The sequence below is a fragment of the Rhizobium sp. P1_E1 genome (genome assembly GCF_056406015.1).
On sequence record NZ_JBFUAY010000314.1, the window covers coordinates 1 to 4,064 of the forward strand.

4 protein-coding genes are annotated in these 4,064 nt (G+C 54.4%); all 4 read right to left on the minus strand.

The genetic code is table 11. The features are described 5' to 3' along the window. Window positions 1-3: 3 nt before the first annotated feature. Window positions 4-1,221: a TIGR00180 family glycosyltransferase gene (locus tag AC1D1Z_RS34695; RefSeq protein ID WP_477699790.1), complete on the minus strand. Its 1,218-nt coding sequence runs from the start codon at window positions 1,219-1,221 to the stop codon at window positions 4-6. A gap of 42 nt (window positions 1,222-1,263) precedes the next feature. Beyond that, complete coding sequence (locus AC1D1Z_RS34700) at window positions 1,264-2,091, minus strand: cephalosporin hydroxylase family protein (protein ID WP_477668507.1); 828 nt, start codon at window positions 2,089-2,091, stop codon at window positions 1,264-1,266. After that, window positions 2,088-2,915 (minus strand): NAD-dependent epimerase/dehydratase family protein, encoded by an 828-nt coding sequence (locus AC1D1Z_RS34705; RefSeq protein ID WP_477699789.1) that lies wholly within the window; start codon window positions 2,913-2,915, stop codon window positions 2,088-2,090. Before AC1D1Z_RS34705 ends, AC1D1Z_RS34700 begins: the two co-directional genes overlap by 4 nt. Beyond that, on the minus strand, window positions 2,912-4,064 hold a 1,153-nt coding region (locus AC1D1Z_RS34710), incomplete at its 5' end, for an FkbM family methyltransferase (RefSeq protein ID WP_477853324.1). The genes AC1D1Z_RS34705 and AC1D1Z_RS34710, both read right to left, overlap by 4 nt.

Sequence of the window (4,064 nt, forward strand, 5' to 3'; positions counted from 1 at the left end):
GGGTCATGCTGCGTGCCCTTTTCTTGCCCGGTAGAAACCGCTGATCAAATTCTCCATGGCCGACAGTTCGGCGATCAACCGGTCATCAATCAGAAATTCAACGGGAGGAGTAAGTTTTTGCAGATCTTGCAATTGGCCATAGTTGCCGGGCGTCGGTGCCGGGACAGCACCGAACATGGCTGACTTGAGGTACTCCAGCCATCTGCGCGGCAGCAGCCGTTTGGCGATAGCAGCGGTGCTCTTGCGGAAGGTATTCAATACCGCGCCTGGACCTGTCAGCGCCTGCCTGGTATCACGGTCGAGATCATCGAGATGCCTGATAAATGTCTCGACCGCCTCGCGCACTACGGCACGCGCGCGCGCGTCGTCAACGGTAATGGCGCTTTTGAGCTCACGGGTGAGTATCGCGAAAAACCGCTCGTGCTCCGGCTCAAATTGAGCAGACGACCACCAGTCGCGAAACGACAGACCGCGATTGAAGTCTGTGCTCGTGATAGACCGGTTTTCGCTGGAGCGCATCCAGTACACCTCGTCGACCGTCGTAAGTTTTCCCCAGATATAGGTAGTGATTCCTTGCTGCATCTCGCTCACATAGGGTGACGACCAGTTTTCAAGCTGCCCCCAGGATTTGCACCAGACTGGCGCGCGCAAGACGGCGTAGCAGGTCGCGGCCGTATAGTCCGACATTGCAGTCTGCAGCCGCTGTTCAATCTCGTCCTGCCGGACCGTGTAACGCCAATGCGGGTAACCGTGGCCGTAACTGCAGGCAGTCCCGTCCTGCATGGTATGAAACGCCAGCGACTGCGCTATGCAGGCGCTCAGTGAAGCGTCGCGTTCAAGTGCAAGAATTGCGCTGCAAAGTCCGCTGAACAGAAAAAATTCGTCGTCCCCGAGCAAGGTCGCGTACGGCGTGCGGATATGTTTGGACGCCATTTTTAGACGGTCAGACATGCTGATTGCAGCATGTAGATAAATTACATCGCTAAGGCCATCCAGCGTCTGCCGCGAGATGCCATCCAGTGGTTGCGGTGAGCCGTCGACGATCACCACGCTCGCACCACTGCCGTGCCAATACACACACTGTCGCAACAGGAAATCCTGTCTTGCATAGCAAGGTATGACCACTGTCAGCAGCGAAAGCGTGGCAAAAGAAGGGTTTTCTTCGTTAGCGCTTTTTCGCAGCGAGTGGGCAAACCAGCTATCGAGAGTGGGATTGGCCATGGTTTTCAAACGTCTGGAAACGAATTTCTCCGAAAAAAGGCATCAGATGCGCTTGAGATAGCCGTCTGGAGCCACCGTCAAAAGCAATTTGTTCTCGATGGCCTTGTCGATTTCAAATACGAGCTTTCCACCATCGACGGCTTGGCGGCCTTGTTCTTTCAGTCGCTTGAGGTATTCCCATACCGCGGTCTTCGGGTTGTTGCCATGTGCCCAGGGGCGATCAGGGAACATATCGTTCGGCAGATCCTCGACAATCGTGTCRAACACGCAGCAATAACTGCCCGCACTTGTCAAAGGTGCGTAGGCTTCGAGTTCTGCCAATACGTGCTCGTGCGTATGGTTTGAATCGAGAAATACCATGACTTTTCGGTGCTTTTTCGCGATCGCGTGCACCTGTTCGATGATTTTTTCATCAGTCGATGAGCCCTCGAGCATCTGGATGCGGTGCGCCATCGGGTGTGCTTCTATTGCATCGCGATTGTGCTTGCGGATATCGATGTCGAGTCCGAGCACGTGGCGCGATGTGGCTTTCGGGTCGAGCGTGGAGCCGCTTTCGACGGCTTCGCAGTAATCAATCAACGCCAGCATTGCGGCGCTCATGAGCAATGAGCCGCCATGCGCGATGCCTGTTTCGATAATCAGATCCGGCTTGACCTGCCAGATCAGTTCTTGCGTCGCGACCATATCGACCGGGGTCTGGATAATGGGTCGGCCCTGCCATGAAAAGTTATACATATAGCGGCCGCGGAAAGCTTCCGCCATCCATTGCGACGACAGTGATTGCCATGATTTGTTGGCGGGATAGCTGGCGATGGTGCTGAATTTCTCAGCTTCGAAAGCCGCGATTGGATCGTTGGGTGTGGCGCTCACAGTGGTACTCCGTGTTGGATGGGATAGGTGGACAACAAGCCTGAGAGCCGATCTTTCAGCTTCATGGGCAGGTAGTGGAACTCGGTAGTTACCGCCGCTATGTCGACGGTCGGGAAAATGCGCTCGGGCGCGCCTGGTGCGAAGGAGATATGTGCGCCCGTCAGCGCCGCCAGCTCGCGTGCCAGTTCGGCGTGACATACGGATTGCCCGCTAGCTACGTTGTAGAGGCGCTGCCGGCCGCTAATCGCGATATTTTCGAGCAACGGTACGACATCGTCGATGTCGACGTAATCTTTGCAGGAGGTCGGACTTTCATGGATCGTGACGCTATTGGTCTCGCGCAGTTCACGGATCACCGACGCCAGGAATGTAGCTTTACCTTGCCCAGGGCCATAGACATTGGATAGCCTTGCCACCCGCACGGCCGGCGAAGCCTGCGTAAGACACAGGGCTTCACCGAGAAGCTTACTGAGGTCATACAGGCTGTCGGCCGACGGTGCGATCGAGATTTTCGCATCTTCTTTCGCGCTGTCAGTTGGCGCCAAGCTCGCGTAGACCCGAGTGCTTGAGAGGTATAGCCACGAATCGAAGCGGCTCGACTGGAGCAATGTTGAGAGTAAACCAACATGCGCTTCGACGGTGTCATGTGGTCGACTGCGAAAGTTGGCTGTCAGGCCGATCGCATAAATCACGTGGCCGAGGTTCTCCCCGCTATGGACTAGCGCGCCGCGCACCGGCGCGGTTACTTCGTAACCGCGCTCACGCAGATGAGTGACCAAGTGACGGCCGACAAACCCGGCGCCACCAAACACTGTGAATTTCATTCGCCAGGAAACCCATCCAAGGGATGATGTAGTTCAGGTGATTTATGACGGAGTAACTTGGGGCTCACGTTCTTTACCTGCTTGAAAAGGGGGCCAGATATGAGTTGCGTATTTGCTACGGCCAGCATGTTGAAGCCATGCGGTGGGCCCTCGAGGTAAACGGCCTCGRCCGGAATGAGTTCGATACAAAGCTCCCCGACTTCGTGGTTATTGTGGAAATCGCGCACCGCAAAAAGCTGATAGCCCGCTGCGCTCAACAATTTACAAACTGGTGCATTTAGTAAGCCGTTTGACCAGTCCACATAGTCCCGGTGAACTTCAAAAACGATGCTCGGGTGGTTATTCAGGAGTGTTTTTTCAGCTCCTAGCAGCGCACGAAACTCCGCGCCCTCAATATCGAGCATGATGACGCCGAGTCGGCGTTGCATTGCGGCGCAATAGTCGTCAATTCGTACCGTTTCAAAACTATCTTCGGCAGTGTCCGCAACGACCGAATTGGCGAACGAGTCGAAGCCTTCAAGACGAAGCCGCTGGCTGCTGACATCCCACAGTCCCTTGCGATTAATGACCAAGTTGTTCAGATCATTTAGCGCAACATTTCTTGCGAGCATTCCTGATTGCTCGGGACTGGGCTCAAAACAATGAACCTGACGGTCTTCTTTCTGCAGTTGGCGAGCCAATAAAATGGCATGATCGCCAAAATATGCGCCACCTATCAGAACATCGCCGTCGCTGTGGGCGGACAGGTGTTGCAGTAATCTTGTCGTTTGAGGTTCCCAGACATGAGTAGGATTTTCCCGCTCCGAAAGCATGAAATCCCTCGCAATTTTTGTTCGGTAGAGAAACTCAAAGCGTGTTCCATCCTGCAGTGTCTTTTCATATCGGTCATCTTCGGTGTGAAGCGCATCGATAATCGGGCCCGTAATGTCATCGCGAACCGAACCTTGATAGTCGAAGGTTTTTTCTGCTTCCTTCAACCAGTCAATCAGACGTCTGCGCAAAAAGGCATCGCGTCCAAGCGTCGAAAGTGCTCGTTGTAATTTTTGACCGTTTAGGTCACGAGGGTCGTTTGACATTGTTTTCTCCAGAGACGAAAGATTTTGGCAAAAGCCGAATCGGTGTTGACGCGCTACGCACGCATTAAGGTAC